The organism is Butyrivibrio sp. INlla16 (assembly GCF_900104155.1).
Lineage (GTDB): Bacteria > Bacillota > Clostridia > Lachnospirales > Lachnospiraceae > Butyrivibrio.
This window is the reverse complement of the sequence record NZ_FMYB01000015.1, coordinates 32,925-47,836: the sequence shown is the minus strand read 5'-3', so window position 1 is coordinate 47,836 and position 14,912 is coordinate 32,925. Positions and strand designations below refer to the sequence as shown.

Below are 14,912 nucleotides of genomic sequence, written 5' to 3'. Positions count from 1 at the left end.
TATGTCGAGAATACAATTGCTTGTGGCTGCCGTGCAGCAGGATACGGAAGAGCTTCCGTCAAAAATGAATATTCAGTCGGATGCGGTAATTGTGAATCAGTGCGACAGGGATCTTACTGAGGAAAATGATTATACCGACAGACTGGGTAAATCTCATGCGATAAAGACGATTAACAAGGCTGAGAGAGGTGTTGGACTGTCACGAAATCTGGCGCTCCAAAATGCGGATCATGAGCTTTTGCAGTTTATTGATGAGGATATTGTTCTTGATGATGGGTACACAGCTCTTATGGAGAACGAGTTTGATTCTCACCCCGAGGCAGACATGCTTTTGTTTAATGTAAAGGCGGTGGAGGGGAGACAGACCTATCACAACACAGACTTTGCAAGGGTTACCTGGAAAAATTACGGAAGATATCCTGCTTACGCTATAGCTGCAAGAACAGCGGCCCTTAAAGGGATTAATGTAAAATTTTCCGTTTTGTTCGGAGGCGGAGCAAAGTACAGCAACGGTGAGGATTCTTTGTTCCTTCACGATTGTCTGAAAAAGGGATTAAAGATATACAGGACGGGGGTTTCAATCGGACATGAGGAGTCCGACAGACCATCAACCTGGTTTACGGGATTTAATGATAAGTTTTTCTTTGACAGAGGAGTGCTCTATCACTTTTTATACGGAGCGCTTGCGGGAGCTATGAGCCTTCGCTTTTTACTTGTGCACAGAGATGAGATGTGCAGGGAAAAATCCGTATGGCAGTGCTACAGACTTATGAAGAAGGGCATCAGACAGGGAAGACTGGAACGGTTATGATAGTTTATATGTCACTTACGCTTGTGACTCTGGCGATCGCATTTCTGATAAAAAGCGGAGATGTAAGGCCTGCAGTCATAGGTAGCGGTCAGTATAATTACATATATCGCGGAATCAGCAGAAAGCAAGTGAGAAATGTAATCGGACTTTTCTCACTATTTGTGCTTTTATCAGGTGTGTCTGCAATAAGGCTGAACGTCGGAAATGACTACAGTAACTATGTGGAATTCATGCACAGGACCTTCAGTAATGCCTACGTTCCGACGGAACCCGGGTTTAATTACCTCACGAAGTTTGTCTATACACTGTCGGGATTTGAAAATTATGTGGCTGTGTTTGCAATTTTTGCCGCAGTGACGGTTTTCTTTTTCCTTTCTGCGCTGTACAGACAGTCTGAGGATTTTTTTCTGAGCTTTATCATGTTTATGTTGCTCGGATATTATTTCCAGTCCTTAAGTACGGTCAGATATTATCTGGCGCTGGCTGTGGCGCTGTATTCGATTCGTTTTTGTCTAAACGGAGACTGGCCGAGATTTATTATTCTGATTCTGTGCGGGGCACTTTTCCACAAGTCGCTGATAGTAGTGCTGGTGCTTTATCCGCTGGCATCGATGAAGTGGAAGAGATGGATGTATATAGTGCTTTCGGCACTTTGCTTTTCCTGCATTTTTCTTAAGGATGTATATCTGGTGGTGGCGACGAAGCTGTATCCTTCTTACGAGGGAACAGAATATTTATCCGGCGGAACCAGTGCTATAGGTATAGCAAGATGCGTGGCAGTGCTGTTTTTAGCTGTATTTGTGCTTGGGAAGAATATCGTAAGTGATAAGAAAATGAGCTTCTATTTTTATTCGAATCTAGGTGCATTGCTGCTGTATGTATTCTGTTCTTTTTTGCCCACGGTTTCGAGGATTACCTATTACTTTATGGTGACACAGATATTATACGTGCCGGCGCTGCTAAAAAGGCTTATGGCAGATCCTGATTACAAACGATATAAGACGGGGCAGATACTTAAGGTTCTTACGGTAATTGGATGCGTCCTTTATTTTATAATGTATATGAGAGGGGCAGCAAATGATGGAGTAAGAATTCTTCCCTATGAGACTATCTTTTTCCATGAACTGCCCGCAACGCTTTCAGAGCGAGGATTTGGTTGATATGAAAAAATCATTTTTTACGATAATTGTAGTTTCATATAATGCAGGCGAGGACCTGTTAAAGACTCTTAAGAGCATAAAAATGCAGACCTTCAAGGACGTCTCCATTGTCATTAAGGATGGCGGCTCCACTGACGGATCTTATGAGAAGGCCAGGGAGTTCCTTTCGGATGATGAAAAGTGCGGAAGAGCTCTTTTTATAAAGGGGAAGGATCACGGCATTTACGATGCCATGAATATTGCGGTCAGTGCTGTTAAGGAGGAAGCAGGAAATAAGGCGAAGGATACAGAGCCGGGCTTTATCTATTTCCTTAATTGCGGCGATATTTTTTCAAACAGCAAGGTGCTTCAAAAGGTTCACAGTAAGATAAAGCTTGATGAGAAGAATTCGGGTACGATTGTTCCCTCAATTTACTACGGTGATATATATGAGATGAAAACCTCACAGAGGGTTTCTTCGGTGCCAAAGATCAATGATTTTGCCTGCTACAGAAATGTTCCGTCGCATCAGGCATGCTTCTACGATGAGAGACTTATGTACAGATATGCCTTCGATACGGTTTGGAAGGTGAGGGCCGACTACGAGCACTTCCTCCGCTGCATTTATGTTGAGAAGGCGCTGGCTATTTATATGAATCTGCTTATTGCGGATTACGAGGGAGGTGGCTTTTCCGAGACAAGAGAGAATAGGAAGGTTTCGGAGACGGAGAGGCAGCAGATAATTCATCTCTACCTTCCGAAGAAGCAGATACAGAAATTTGATCTTATAAGAAAACTGACACTGGCTCCGCTGCGGACAAAAATTGCGGAGAACCCGAAAACGGCAGGAGCTTATAATAAGGTGAAGAGTTTGGTATATAAGCTTAAAAGGCATTAAATGAGGAAGATATGAAAGTTTTATGGGTGTGTAACATCATGCTCCCTGCTTTTGCAAAGGCGAAAGGACTTGCATGGTCAGACCGCGAGGGATGGCTCTCAGGTGCTTACGATAAGATCCTTATGGGGAAGGAAAATTGCAACATCACACTGGGTGTGGCATTTCCCGCAGAGGATATGGGCAGGGATGCTGTGAAAATTGAAAATGTGAGCTTTTATGGCTTTTCCGAAAACCTTAATGCGCCTGAGATATACGATGAGAAGCTGGAGGACAGGTTTAAGGAGATATATGAGAGCTTTCAGCCTGATCTTATCCATGTGTTCGGGACAGAGTTCCCGCACAGCCTTGCTGCGATCAGAGCCTTTGGCAAGCCTGAGAGGACGCTTCTTGGGATACAGGGGCTTTGCAGCGAGATAGAAAAGGTGTATATGGCGAACCTTCCGGAGAGTGTCTGTAATGATATGACTTTCCGTGATAAATACAAAAATGATTCGCTTTTGCAGCAAAAGGAGAAGTTTGCAAAGCGCGCGGAAAACGAGATAGAAGCCATTAAACTTACCGGACATATCACGGGGAGAACCGGTTTTGATAAAGAGACAACTTCGAAAATAAATCCCACTGCAAAATATCACAAGATGAATGAAACGATGCGTCCCACTTTCTATAAGGATGCTTGGAGAGCTGTAAATACGGTTCCGCACAGTATCTTTCTGTCACAGGGAGATTATCCCTTGAAGGGATTTCATTTTGTGTTGGAAGCGGTTCCTGAGATACTTAAGGAGTTTCCTGATACTAAGATATATGTTGCGGGAAACAGTGTCATCGGCAAGATACGAAGGAAGACAGTTACTATTCCCGACGAGCAGAAGAATTCCTCGGGAAAGAGCAAGTATCCCATGGCTATCAGAATTTCAGCCTATGGTAAATACTTAAAGAGACTTATAAGAAAGGGCAGACTCGGTGGTAAGGTTGTGATGCTGGGAAAGCTCTCTGCAGAGCAGATGAAGGAACAGCTTCTTAAGTGCAACCTGTTTATTTGTCCTTCGATTCTGGAAAACTCGCCCAATTCCATGGCAGAGGCCATGCTTCTCGGGGTTCCCGTGGTTGCTGCCGATACCGGCGGAATCCCGGACATGCTTGAGAAAAATGTGGACGGACTTTTGTTTGAAGCAGGAAATCCCGAGGATCTTGCAAAATGTATCAGACAGATGTTCCGAGAACCGGTCATTGCAGCTGTGTACGGCGATAACGCCCGCAAGCACGCGATGATAACCCACGATCCCGCCGCCAACTTCAAGCGGCTCGTGGAGATATATAAAGAAATATGCCTTCCCCTTGGGGGATAGATGAAGAATAATATGCCTTCCCCCTGGGGGATAGATGAAGAATAATATGCCTTTCCCCACTGGGGGGAAGGTGGCACGAAGTGCCGGATGAGGGGTATAACATAAATTGATAGGATTAAATATCACCTTTATCTCAAACTTCATAAACCACCACCAGATTCCCCTTTGTGATGAGATGTACTCCCGCATAGGCGATGGTTTCTCTTTCATAGAGACACAGCCCATGGAGGAGGGACGGCGAAACCTGGGATGGAATTCTGATACGGACAGCATCCCTTATGTTCACAGAATATACGAGGATGAGGCCGCATGCGCAGCGCTTATAAAAAACTGCGATGTACTTATGCTCGGTTGGACCGGTCAAAACAAGGCGAGCCTTACGGAGAGACTTATAAAAGAAAGGCTCGACTCCGGAAAACCAGTGATTCGCGTCAGTGAAAGAATCTACCGCGAGGGAAGATGGAAGGCAATTTCCCCGAGAGGCTTAAAAGCAAAATACGAGGAGCATATAAAATACAAGAATTCGCCGGTATATATGCTCTGCGCAGGAGCGTATGTCTCGGGAGACTTTAGCCTTATAGGTGCTTATCCCGGGAAGATGTATAAATGGGGATATTATCCTCCGCTCAGGCAATATACGGATGAAGAGCTTGACGGGATGCTTTATAAGGATGGCGATCAGCTTAGGATCTGCCTTGCATCAAGACTTATCAAGTTAAAGCATCCTGAATTTGCGATAACAGCTGCAGAAATACTGCGAGAAAAGGGAATGGATTTCCATATAGATGTGGTCGGAGACGGACCGCTTGCCATAGCCCTTTCGAAAGAAATACGGCAAAAAGAGCTTTTGGCAAATATCACCTTGCATGGAGCTGTGAATCCCGACAAAGTGCGTGATATCATGGAAAAAAGCCATGTATTCATCTTTGGCAGTAATTATCTCGAGGGCTGGGGAGCAGTGGTAAATGAAGCGATGAACAGCGCCTGCGCGGTTATTGCATCGTCTGAAGCCGGAGCTGTGCCCTACCTCATAGAGGACAGCGTAAACGGACTTACCTTTGATAACTGCGATGAGAATGAGCTTAGGAAAAAACTCACAGATTTCATAAATCTATCAACCGAAGAAAAACGTGCCCTTCAGAGAAATGCCTACAAAACGATCGTGACTACCTGGAACGCAAAATGCGCGGCAGAAAGACTCCTTTCATTTTGTAAGAGCATTACCGGCGGCACGAATTACAATACGCCTAAGGATGGCCCCATGAGCATCGCGAAGGTGCTTAAAGCGCCGGGCTTCATCCGAACCCTCAAGGAAGACAATCACCTGGAATGAGGGGACAGGAGAATATAATTTGTTTACAAAGAAAATCACCATAATCATACCCGCATATAACATAGAAGACCTTATAATCCGCTGCATAGAGTCAGTCTGTGCCCAGACTTACCCGGATGAACTACTGGAGATCATAGTTGTGGATGACGGCTCTACCGATGATACCTACGCTCGTGTCCAGAATTACATTGACTCACATGGCTTTAATGCTGACGGAAAAGATAGTTCCACGCAGGATAGCAGTAACGCAGCAGCCGGAGAAAAACCACGCATCCTCCTGCTCCACCAGGATAACGGCGGCAGCAGTAAGGCGAGAAATTTGGGGCTCAGTGCGGCGACCGGCGATTATATAGGTTTCGTCGATGCGGATGACTATGTGGACCCGCATATGTATGAGACCTTGATGAAAGCCATAATCAAAAACAGCACTGAAAAGGAACCTGTTCTGATGGCTCAGATTTCAAGGGATGAGATTGCAGAGGATGGTACAAGACTTCCGGATGTCTGCATCCCGCCTGTTACGGAAAACACTGTGACCGGTGCTGAGCATATGAGGACACTTCTTATGCACACAGGTGACGCCTCATTTTGTACCAAGCTGACAAGCAGGAAGCTTTTTCAGGGAGAGTGCAAAGGCTTCCCGGAGGGTGAGCTTAACGAGGACTTTTATCTCATGATACACATGCTGAAAAGAGTGAAGAAGCTCGTCATTCTTCCGCAGCAGTATTATCATGTTTTTTACAGAAGCGGAAGTAACTCAAGAAAGAAAGCTGATCAGAAGGATTACTTCCCGCCGGTATTTACGGATATAGTAAGAAATGCGGATGTTGCAAGAAGTCTTGTGAAAAAAAGCTTCCCTGAACTTAAGGAAGAAGCTATGCGATTCTGCCTCATTCAGAGGCTTGATTATCTGCTGCACATACCGATCAGTAAGATGAATCGCCATAACCGTTTCTATAAAAAGAACGTGGTGGGCTTTTTGAGAAAGCATATAAGTAACATCTATAATAATGAGTATATGACTAAAAGGGATAAGACATATCTTACTCTTTTTGTAATAGCACCAAAAACAATCAGGGTTGTGCACGCTAAAATTCGAGGACTTTGATGAAAATAATCGCAAAAAAATACAACTTACTTTTACTGGTTATCCTGGTTTTGCAGATAGTTACTATCTGCTTTTTTGGCGTACAAAAAGAGGGATTTCATCAGGATGAGTATTATTCATATTTTTCTACAAACAGAAGCTTGGGGTTCTACTATCCTGACAGGGAATGGGTGGATACAGATACTCTTCGGGATGAGTTTGTAGTGAAAAAGGGCGAGGGATTTAATTACGGACTCGTTCATCTTGTGCAGTCCTGGGATGTCCATCCTCCGCTTTTTTATGATATGCTTCATACGGTTTGTTCACTGACACCGGAGGTCTTTTCAAAGTGGCAGGGGCTTATCGTCAATATAATTGCGTTCATAATAAGTTTCTTTCTGTTAAACAGTCTTGCGAAAAGTGTGGGCATGAGCAAGGGATTAAGGCTTATCCTGATGTTTGCTTACGGTTTTAATCCCATGACGATATCCTGTGTGATGTTTATAAGGATGTATATGTGGCTCACGGTTTTCGTGCTCGCTTCGGCGCTGTGTCACATGAGACTGATGAACCTTATCAAGAAGTATTATACGGGAAATGAGATGGAAGGCTACACGCTTGCAAAGCCTTTTGATAAAGATTTTAAGATTGGATTCGTAAAAAGTATTTTAGCCATTGCAGTCATAAGCTTTTTGGGATTTCTAACACAGTACTATTTCCTGATTTTCATGGTAATGATGGGGCTTGCGTTCGGAATATGGTTCCTGTTCCTCATGCCAAAGAACAGTGAGTTTATCCGGCAGGCTGCATCTATGGCAAAGCGGTTAATATACATTCTGGTATATGGTATCGGCTGCGCGTTTGCTCTTGGCTGCGCCGTTCTTGTATATCCGGCGTCACTTTCACATATCTTCAGGGGGTATAGGGGACAGGAGGCCCAGGCTGCCTTTGCAGATGGCTCCAATATCATAGAGCGATTCGGATTTTTTATTGGCCTTGCAAATGATTACCTTATGTCAGGTATGGTATGGCTTATTATCGTAATGATAGTAATTGCTCTGATAGGACTGTTCTTTTTCCTTAGAATAAAAAGAGAGAAGGATAAGCTGCATATCGCAAATATCCGAAGCCTTTTTGCGGCCTCGGCGGGTTATTTTTTTGTGGTTGCCAAAACCGCGCTTCTTCTTGGCGATACTTCAAACCGTTATGAGATGCCGATTTATCCGATAATACTTTTACTTGCGGTTTATTTCACAAGAATCGGACTGAGAGTCATAGTGGGAGCAAGAAAAATAAAAGAAATAGCGATACCGGTTTTGGGTACCTTTTTAATATTTGCAATTATTACAGCAAAAGGACTCTTCATAGACCGGAATGTTCTTTTCCTATATCCGGAGGACAGGGATAGAATCAAATTCTCCGAAGATATGAAGGTCCAGGATGCAAAGGCTGTGGTTATTTATAACAGTGCAACTCCGGATAATATCTGGAGACTTACGGATGAGCTGCTGGTGTATGACAAGCTATACTATGTTGACACGGATAATACGGAGGCTATAACAGATAGTGAAATTGCCGGTGCCGATATCCTTGCTGTTTATGCCGCAGATCATGACAACAGGGACGAGATTCTTAATGTACTTATGAAAAATAATCCGACATTTTCCTGGTGCGGGAAGATATCGCAGAAGGATATGTGGACCGTTTATGAGATGCAATAATTTGTAGGAATTCCTTGATTATAGTATAATCTATTAGAATTATGCTTTGAAAAGAGGTAGAAAATGAAATTAGATGATAAAACCATACTTGTAACAGGAGGAACCGGTTCGTTCGGTCATTGTTTCACAGAGTATCTTCTTGAGCACTACAATCCCAAGAAGATCATCGTGTATTCACGTGATGAATATAAGCAATATACCATGGCCAATGAGAAGGTGTATAAAGAGCACGCTGATCAGATGAGATTTTTCATCGGTGATGTAAGGGATGGTGCCCGTATGGAGCGCGCTATGGAGGGCGTTGATTATGTAATCCATGCCGCTGCTCTTAAGCAGGTGCCTGCCTGCGAGTATAATCCGGACGAGGCTATAAAGACCAATGTTAACGGTGCGCAGAACGTAATTAATGCAGCTCTTAATACAGGCGTTAAACGTGTAGTTGCGCTCAGTACAGATAAAGCTGTTAACCCTGTGAATCTCTATGGTGCAACCAAGATGGTTTCAGATAAACTGTTTATCGCAGCTAATGCTTATGCCGGAAATAAGGACATAAATTTCTCGATTGTAAGATATGGTAATGTTGCGGGAAGTCGCGGTTCAATCATTCCGCTTTTCAAGAACCTTATTGAGAAGGGTGAAAAAGAGCTTCCTATAACCGATTACAGAATGACAAGATTCTGGATAAGCCTTCCCGAGGGCGTTGAGCTCGTACTTAAGGCTCTTAACGAGGCAAAGGGTGGAGAGACCTTCATCAGCAAGATTCCTTCCTTCAAGGTTACGGATCTGGCAGAGGCTATGTGCCCCGGAATCGCAACAAAAGAGATCGGAATCCGTCCGGGTGAGAAGCTTGATGAGATCATGGTAACAGTGGAGGATGCGCCTTTTACCTACGAGTTTGATAAGCACTTTATCGTATATCCTCAGGTTACTTTCAATGACAGACAGACCCCTGATCCTGCAGGCAAGAAGGTTCCGGAAGGATTCTCCTACAGCTCAGGCAATAACACAGAGTGGATGAGTGTCGAAGATATCAAGGCAAGACTTCACGAGGCAGTAGACCACTAAAATCGGAGCATAAAATGAATAATGATAAAAACGGAATCCCTGCAATTTGCGGGGGTTCGCCCGTTAGGGACAAAAAATTATACTATTCGCATCAGGATATAAATGATAAGGATATCGCAGCGGTTGTTGAGGTATTAAAAAGTGACTATCTCACAACAGGTCCTGCCATCACTGAGATGGAGAGGAAGCTTTGCGAGATAACAGGAGCAAAGTACGCGGTCGCTATAAGCAATGATACTGCAGCACTTCATATCGCATGTCTCGCTGCCGGAGTCGGTGAGGGTGATGAGGTTATAACAACTCCCATTACCTTTGCGGCCAGTGCCAACTGTGCGTTTTACTGCGGTGGCAGACCGGTTTTTGCTGATATCGATCCGGAGACCTATCAGATAGATCCCGCAGATGTTGAAAGGAAGATCACCGATAAGACCAAGGCAGTTATTCCTGTGGATTATACCGGTCAGACAGCTGATCTTCAGGCGATAAGAGATATCTGCGACAAGCATGGTCTTGTAATGATCGAGGATGCTGCGCATTCAATCGGTACAAAATATAACGGAGTTCATGTGGGAACACTGGCTGATATGACAACCTTCAGTTTTCATGCTGTGAAGACCATAACAGGCGGTGAGGGTGGCGCAATAGTCACAACTGATGAGGAGTTATATAAAAAGCTGATCCTTCTTCGTACTCATGGAATCACGAGGGATGAATCCCTTATGGAGCATGAGAGCGACGGACCGTGGTATTATGAGCAGCTCCTGCTTGCACCGAATTACAGACTTACCGATATTCAGGCAGCTCTTATATGCAGTCAGCTCGACAGACTTCCAGAATTTGTGGAGAGAAGGAAGTCTATCAGGAAGAAATATGATGAAGCTTTTTCCAAAATACCGGAGCTGTTCGTGCAGAAGGAGGATAAGAACTCCGATTCCTGCAGACATTTATACATCTTAAGGATAGTTCCCGGGAAGCTGAAAATCGGAAGGAAAGAGTTCTTCGATGCTCTAGGAGCTGAAAATATCATCTGCAACGTACATTACATCCCGACCTACTATTTCCCTTATTATGAGAAGATGGGATATAAAAAGGGTCTTTGCCCGAATGCAGAGAAGCTCTATGATGAGATGATTACGATACCGCTTTATGCAGCCATGACCGATGAGGATGCGCAGGATGTTATAGCAGCGGTGACTAAGATTGTGGAGTATTACAAAAAATGAGCGCAATTGCAATAATAACTGCTCGTGGTGGCAGCAAACGCATACCACGTAAAAACATAAAAGAATTTTGCGGCAAACCGATAATAAATTATTCCATAGAGGCAGCTCTTGCGTCCGGAATCTTCGACGAAGTCATGGTATCCACCGATGATGAGGAGATTGCGGAGATTGCAAAAAAAGCCGGGGCGAAGGTCCCGTTCTTTAGATCCGCTGAGACTTCAAATGATACTGCAACAACCGCAGATGTTCTTCTAGAAGTCCTTGATGAATATGAGAAGAGAGATCAGAGCTTTGAATATGGCTGCTGCATCTATCCCACAGCTCCCTTTGTAACTGCAAGGAAGCTGAAGGAAGCAATGGACGAGCTTGTAAAGTCGGGAGCGGAGTCAATTGTTCCAATGCAGGAATTTTCCTATCCTCCTCAGAGAGGTCTTTTCATAGATGATAAGGGACTTGTGAAGATGCTTCATCCGGAGTATGCGACCACCAGAAGCCAGGACCTTCAGAAACAGTACCACGAATGCGGACAGTTCTATATTTTCAGAAACGATGCCTTCAGAATTCAGAAGGATACAACCATGGAGAAATCCATACCCTACATCATAGATCCGGTGGAATCACAGGACATCGATAACGAGAGCGACTGGTTACTGGCGGAGCTGAAGTACCGTTTCCTTACAGAGCAGGGGATACTGAAATAATATGCCTTCCCCTTGGGAGAAGAAAAAATATAAGCCTTCCCCTTGGGGGGAGGTGTCAGCGAAGCTGACGGATGAGGGGAAAAGAGGACTCAAATGAAATTACAAGAATGTCTTAAAAATGGCCGCGCCTATATAATTGCCGAGATGAGCGCCAACCACGGCGGCTCTCTTGATAATGCCCTGCAGATCGTTGAAGCGGCTGCAAAGGCCGGCGCAGACTGTCTGAAAACACAGACCTATACAGCGGATACCATCACCATAGACTGCGATGCCGAGGCTTTCAAGATTCACGGCGGATTATGGGATGGCTACAATCTTCACGACCTCTATAAGGAGGCCTATACTCCCTGGGAGTGGATGGAACCCGTAAAGAAAAAGTGCGAGGAGTGCGGAGTTGATTTTCTTTCCACACCCTTTGATACGACTTCGGTAGATTACCTTGAAAACATTGGCGAAGAGTTCTACAAGATCGCATCCTTTGAACTTGTGGATATCCCGCTTATAAAATATATTGCGAAAACCGGTAAGCCCATAATCATGTCAACCGGAATGGGCTCCGAGGAGGAGATAAGAGAGGCTGTTGATGCCATCAGATCCGAGGGTAATGACAACATTATTCTGCTTAAGTGCTGCAGCGTATACCCCACGGTGTCTTCTGATCTTAATCTTAGAACCATACCTGATATGAGAGTAAAATTCGGAGTCCCGATAGGACTCTCGGACCATTCGATGGGCGGGACCGCAGCAATAGCAGCAGCGGCGCTGGGGGCTGTAGTCATTGAGAAGCATTTCTGCCTTGATAGAAATATTCCTTCCGCGGATTCCGCTTTTTCCATGGAACCTCAGGAATTCGCCGACATGGTAAAGGGCGTTCACGATGCGGAGTTGGCACTCGGACAGATTTTCTACGGACCGACAGAGGCTGAGGCGGGAGAGTACACCAACCGCAGATCACTTTTCATAGTAGAGGATGTTGAAGAGGGTGAGGTGCTTACGGATAAAAATGTGCGAAGCATTAGATCCTACAACATTCAGGGCATGAAGCCCAAGTATTATGAAGAGGTTCTTGGGAAAAAGGCAAAACAAAAGCTGACACGCGGAACACCGCTGGATTGGAGTTGTATTGAATAAGATTGCAATTCGCGTAGATGCAAATGAAATAGTGGCGACAGGGCATATCATGCGCTGCAGGACAATAGCACACAGTCTCTTGCAGCTGGAATGCTTTGTCGTTTTTGTGTCTGCGGATGATAATATTGTGCCCTACATAAAGGACGAATTTGAATATCAGATTCTTGAAACGAATTGGCGAAATATGGAGCAGGAAATAATTACCCTTCTCGATTTTTTGCATGAGGAGGGGATTAATCGCATGCTTGTAGACAGCTATTATGCGACTCCCGAGTATATAAGGATGCTGGAATCCAATGGCATCAGGACCATGTACATAGATGACATGCAAAAGGAAAAATACCCCGCTTCGGTTCTCCTTAATTACAGCCCTGGAGCACCGGGACTTGGTTACGAGGAGTTTTACGAGGGCGAAGCTCCAAAACTTCTTTTGGGGACCAAGTATATTCCCATCCGTGAACAGTTTGTGAGACAGAGTAGGAAAAGCGAAGGCACGGGGATAACCGGTGACTCCCAGAGATACGGAACCGATGGTGAGATCCTGCAAAACATTGACCTTGTCGCAAGTGAAAATGCGCAGGCTTTCGAAGGCGCTCACAGAACCTACGGCTACAATAAGGGAGAGATAAAAAATATTTTCCTGACAACCGGAGGCGCAGATACCATGGGGCTTTCCGAGGTTATTGTCTCAGCGATTCTTAGAGATAAAGAACTCGGCTTTTTAGGAAGCAGGGATAAAAAGATTCATCTTCTCGCGGGAAGATTTTACCGTGTGATGGAGAAGATTCAGCAGTTTATAGAGGACGGATATGTTGTCCTTCATCAGAATGTATCGAATGTTGCGGATATCATGAGTTCCTGCGATGTGGCGATCACACCTGCCGGGACCACGCTGTATGAATTATGTGCGGTGGGTGTTCTATCCGTGAGTTATGTGTTTGCGGAAAACCAGGAGCCTGATGCGCTGTTTTTTGCTAACGAGGGCTACATACCCTATGCGGGTGACTTCAGAGACGATGCCAATGAGACTATGACGGCCATACTCAGATATCTTGAGGAAGTGTTATCTATGGACACTTCACAGCGCCTTGAAATATCAGGAAAGCTGAAAAAGCTTATCGATGGACAAGGCGCAGACAGAATTGCGGAAGTACTGACGGAGATGTAACTACGATGAAAAAGATTTTTATACTGGGAGCGAGTGCACTTCAGGTGCCTGCTATTAAAAAAGCAAAGGAAAAGGGACTGTATGTCTATGCGCTGGACTATGATCCGGAGGCAGTCGGAATAAAGGATGCCGATGAGTTTTTGTGCATAAGCACAATTGATAAGGAAGCTGTGCTTGAAGCTGCAAAGAAATATGAACCCGACTATATCATCACTTCTACCAGTGACATGCCGGTAAGGACCGTGTCCTGGGTTAATGAGCAGCTAGGCAGGAAAAATGATATCTCTTTCGAAAATGCCATCTGCGCAACGGATAAGGCAGCCATGAGAAGACGCATGAAAGAAAAGGGTGTGCCGATTCCGGAGTTCTATGTAGTTTCGGGGAAAGAAGAATTCCTCAAGGCCGCAAAGAAGCTTGGCGCGAGATTTGTCTGCAAGCCTGCGGATAATGCAGCCAGCAGAGGCGTGGTACTTGTAGATAAGAATAGTACCGCAGAGGATGAGCTTTTAAATATCTATGCCTACACAAAGGAATACTCACGAAGCGGAGAGGTCCTTTTGGAGGAATTCATGGAGGGGCCTGAAGTCAGTGTGGAGTCCTTCACAGTTGATGGGAAGACACATATCATCACCATAACGGATAAAATGGTCACAGAGATTCCCTTCTTCGTAGAGACCGGACACACCGAACCGTCGAGACTTCCGGAAGCTGTTCAGGAGGATATCAGGAATGTAGCAAGGGCAGCGATAGAAGCAGTTGGAATAGAAAACGGTCCATCCCACACAGAGATTAAGGTCACAAAGGACGGAGCGAAGCTTGTTGAGATAGCAGCACGCCTTGGCGGTGATTTTATCACATCTAAGCTGGTGCCGCTTTCCACGGGAGTTGATCTTATTGACTGCTGTCTGTCCTCGACACTTGGGGAAGAGGTAAAGTGGCAGAGTACCAAGAATGCCGGCTCAGCCATAAGATTTTTGTTTGCGAAAGAGGCTGTCAGTGAATCCGGAGAAACCGGTGATGCGGCTAAGACCATTTTGTCGGTTACAGGCGTGGAAGAAGCCGAAAATATGCCCGGTGTTACGGAGGTTGTCATCTATAAAAAGTCCGGAGATGAGGCTACCATGTTAAAGAGCAGCGGTGACAGATGGGGACATGTGATAGCAGAGGGTGACAGTGCTGAGGATGCCGCAAAAAAAGCGGAAGAAGCGGCATTTTTAATTCGTTTTTTAACGAATTGACGGGAGTTTGTGGTATCATAGTACTATAGCTGTTAACTGACTTTTTGTTGT

The 14,912-nt window shown here is 44.9% G+C and carries 13 protein-coding genes; all 13 read left to right on the top strand.

The genetic code is table 11. The annotated features are described in order from the left end of the window. The first annotated feature begins 1 nt into the window (after window position 1). The 13 genes from BLR42_RS08925 (at window position 2) to BLR42_RS08865 (ending at window position 14,861) form a co-directional block, all read left to right on the top strand. Entirely contained in the window at window positions 2–811 is an 810-nt protein-coding gene (locus BLR42_RS08925; RefSeq protein WP_091868381.1) for a glycosyltransferase family A protein, read from the top strand. Further along, window positions 751–1,971 carry an EpsG family protein gene (locus BLR42_RS08920; protein WP_242879285.1) on the top strand — a complete coding sequence of 407 codons (1,221 nt, stop codon included), beginning with the start codon at window positions 751–753 and terminating at the stop codon, window positions 1,969–1,971. The genes BLR42_RS08925 and BLR42_RS08920 overlap by 61 nt, the downstream gene beginning before the upstream one ends. Window position 1,972: 1 nt before the next feature. Beyond that, on the top strand, window positions 1,973–2,848 hold the full coding sequence (locus tag BLR42_RS08915) for a glycosyltransferase (RefSeq protein WP_170832694.1): 876 nt from the start codon (window positions 1,973–1,975) through the stop codon (window positions 2,846–2,848). Between the two features lie 11 nt (window positions 2,849–2,859). Continuing rightward, complete coding sequence (locus tag BLR42_RS08910) at window positions 2,860–4,194, top strand: glycosyltransferase family 4 protein (protein ID WP_091868377.1); 1,335 nt, start codon at window positions 2,860–2,862, stop codon at window positions 4,192–4,194. A 106-nt stretch (window positions 4,195–4,300) separates the two neighbouring features. Beyond that, complete coding sequence (locus tag BLR42_RS08905) at window positions 4,301–5,527, top strand: glycosyltransferase family 4 protein (RefSeq protein WP_242879284.1); 1,227 nt, start codon at window positions 4,301–4,303, stop codon at window positions 5,525–5,527. Window positions 5,528–5,546: 19 nt separating this feature from the next. Beyond that, the gene (locus BLR42_RS08900) at window positions 5,547–6,635 is read left to right on the top strand and encodes a glycosyltransferase family 2 protein (RefSeq protein ID WP_091868375.1); all 1,089 of its coding nucleotides are present in this window, start codon (window positions 5,547–5,549) and stop codon (window positions 6,633–6,635) included. Next, window positions 6,635–8,335 carry a hypothetical protein gene (locus BLR42_RS08895; protein WP_091868372.1) on the top strand — a complete coding sequence of 567 codons (1,701 nt, stop codon included), beginning with the start codon at window positions 6,635–6,637 and terminating at the stop codon, window positions 8,333–8,335. Before BLR42_RS08900 ends, BLR42_RS08895 begins: the two co-directional genes overlap by 1 nt. 63 nt (window positions 8,336–8,398) lie before the next feature. Beyond that, complete coding sequence (pseB, locus tag BLR42_RS08890; protein WP_091868370.1) at window positions 8,399–9,400, top strand: UDP-N-acetylglucosamine 4,6-dehydratase (inverting); 1,002 nt, start codon at window positions 8,399–8,401, stop codon at window positions 9,398–9,400. A 14-nt stretch (window positions 9,401–9,414) separates the two neighbouring features. After that, on the top strand, window positions 9,415–10,623 hold the full coding sequence (gene pseC / locus BLR42_RS08885) for a UDP-4-amino-4,6-dideoxy-N-acetyl-beta-L-altrosamine transaminase (protein ID WP_091868367.1): 1,209 nt from the start codon (window positions 9,415–9,417) through the stop codon (window positions 10,621–10,623). Beyond that, complete coding sequence (pseF, locus tag BLR42_RS08880) at window positions 10,620–11,324, top strand: pseudaminic acid cytidylyltransferase (RefSeq protein ID WP_091868365.1); 705 nt, start codon at window positions 10,620–10,622, stop codon at window positions 11,322–11,324. The genes pseC and pseF overlap by 4 nt, the downstream gene beginning before the upstream one ends. A 93-nt stretch (window positions 11,325–11,417) precedes the next feature. Continuing rightward, window positions 11,418–12,455: a pseudaminic acid synthase gene (pseI, locus tag BLR42_RS08875; protein ID WP_091868363.1), complete on the top strand. Its 1,038-nt coding sequence runs from the start codon at window positions 11,418–11,420 to the stop codon at window positions 12,453–12,455. After that, window positions 12,448–13,623 carry a PseG/SpsG family protein gene (locus tag BLR42_RS08870; RefSeq protein ID WP_091868362.1) on the top strand — a complete coding sequence of 392 codons (1,176 nt, stop codon included), beginning with the start codon at window positions 12,448–12,450 and terminating at the stop codon, window positions 13,621–13,623. Before pseI ends, BLR42_RS08870 begins: the two co-directional genes overlap by 8 nt. Before the next feature lie 5 nt (window positions 13,624–13,628). After that, complete coding sequence (locus tag BLR42_RS08865; protein WP_091868359.1) at window positions 13,629–14,861, top strand: ATP-grasp domain-containing protein; 1,233 nt, start codon at window positions 13,629–13,631, stop codon at window positions 14,859–14,861. The last annotated feature ends 51 nt before the right edge of the window (window positions 14,862–14,912 follow it).

Bases quoted from the DNA above. Each gene is read 5' to 3' on its own strand.
- pseB (WP_091868370.1), top strand. From the start codon at position 8,399: ATGAAATTAGATGATAAAACCATACTTGTAACAGGAGGAACCGGTTCG.
- BLR42_RS08925 (WP_091868381.1), top strand. From the start codon at position 2: ATGTCGAGAATACAATTGCTTGTGGCTGCCGTGCAGCAGGATACGGAA.
- BLR42_RS08895 (WP_091868372.1), top strand. From the start codon at position 6,635: ATGAAAATAATCGCAAAAAAATACAACTTACTTTTACTGGTTATCCTG.
- pseI (WP_091868363.1), top strand. From the start codon at position 11,418: ATGAAATTACAAGAATGTCTTAAAAATGGCCGCGCCTATATAATTGCC.
- BLR42_RS08910 (WP_091868377.1), top strand. From the start codon at position 2,860: ATGAAAGTTTTATGGGTGTGTAACATCATGCTCCCTGCTTTTGCAAAG.
- pseF (WP_091868365.1), top strand. From the start codon at position 10,620: ATGAGCGCAATTGCAATAATAACTGCTCGTGGTGGCAGCAAACGCATA.
- pseC (WP_091868367.1), top strand. From the start codon at position 9,415: ATGAATAATGATAAAAACGGAATCCCTGCAATTTGCGGGGGTTCGCCC.
- BLR42_RS08915 (WP_170832694.1), top strand. From the start codon at position 1,973: ATGAAAAAATCATTTTTTACGATAATTGTAGTTTCATATAATGCAGGC.
- BLR42_RS08920 (WP_242879285.1), top strand. From the start codon at position 751: ATGGCAGTGCTACAGACTTATGAAGAAGGGCATCAGACAGGGAAGACT.
- BLR42_RS08865 (WP_091868359.1), top strand. From the start codon at position 13,629: ATGAAAAAGATTTTTATACTGGGAGCGAGTGCACTTCAGGTGCCTGCT.